Origin of the sequence: Psychroflexus halocasei, from assembly GCF_900107595.1 — a bacterium.
Lineage (GTDB): Bacteria > Bacteroidota > Bacteroidia > Flavobacteriales > Flavobacteriaceae > Psychroflexus > Psychroflexus halocasei.
This window is the reverse complement of record NZ_FNQF01000043.1, coordinates 1-1,107: the sequence shown is the minus strand read 5'-3', so window position 1 is coordinate 1,107 and position 1,107 is coordinate 1. Positions and strand designations below refer to the sequence as shown.

Here is a 1,107-nt window from a genome sequence, read left to right as displayed (position 1 = left end):
TTCTAAGTTCAAGTAATAAGTGCAAAATTAATATTTAAAACTCTTGGGGCTAGCCCCAAGAGTTTTAGGACGAATTGTTATATTAATCTTGCATGAAAAAATACAAACAATTGACCATCCACCAAAGGTATCAAATTGAAGCCTTAATGGAAACCGAAAGCAGTAAAAGTGAAATTGCCAAAATCATTGGCGTTGATCCTTCTACCCTTTACAGGGAATTATCCAGAAATACGGCCAAGCGAGGAAGGACCGCTGGCAGCTATGTAGCGACAAATGCACAGCGACGAGCAGATAAAAGGCATAAGGACAAACCCAAGCTGTTACTGCTCACAGAACAGCTAAAAGCACGTATCGCTGGGTTGTTGTGTTATGAAAAGTGGAGCCCAGAACTCATCAGTGAACGTTTATCCATTGAGGGTGAAGCTTGCGTTAGCCACGAGACCATATACCAGTGGATATGGGATGCCAAGAAAAGTAATAAAAAGGCAGACGCAAAATACCGCAAACTTTATAAGCACCTTAAACATGGCAGTCGGAGACAGAAGAGAGGGAATACAAAAGATAAGCGCGGTGCTATAAAAAACCGCATAGGTATTGACCAGCGTCCAGAAGTTGTGAAACACCGTGAGCGTATTGGCGATATTGAGGTCGACTTAATGATGGGCAGTAATCACAAATCAGCTCTTTTGGTAATGACAGATAGGGCTACGTTGATAACGATGATGGAAAAACTCAACGGAAAGGAGGCAGAAGAGGTATATGAGAAAATGCAAAAAAGACTTACCAACTTCAGTCCGTCCTGGGTAAAAACCTTGACCTTTGATAATGGAAAGGAGTTTGCCCAGCATCAAAAGATAGGAAAGCTCTTAAAGGTAAAAACATATTTTACCAGACCCTATACCTCACAGGATAAGGGAACAGTAGAAAACAGAATAGGAGTAATTAGAAGATTTTTTCCAAAGAAAACAGATCTTAGAAAAGTATCAGATAAAAGAATAAAAGAAGTTGAAAGATTACTAAATTACAGACCAATTAGAAAATTTAATTATAACAACCCAATTGAAGTCCTAGAAAACAAATGTTTTGCACTTATGGGTTGAACTCAGC

General features: G+C 39.1%; 1 protein-coding gene. It reads left to right on the top strand.

The genetic code is table 11. The annotated features are described in order from the left end of the window. Positions 1–92 precede the first annotated feature (92 nt). Positions 93–1,100: an IS30 family transposase gene (locus BLV84_RS12415; protein WP_093246195.1), complete on the top strand. Its 1,008-nt coding sequence runs from the start codon at positions 93–95 to the stop codon at positions 1,098–1,100. Positions 1,101–1,107 lie beyond the last annotated feature (7 nt).

Excerpts from the sequence above, each read along its gene's own strand:
- BLV84_RS12415 (WP_093246195.1), top strand. The coding sequence starts at position 93 with ATGAAAAAATACAAACAATTGACCATCCACCAAAGGTATCAAATTGAA.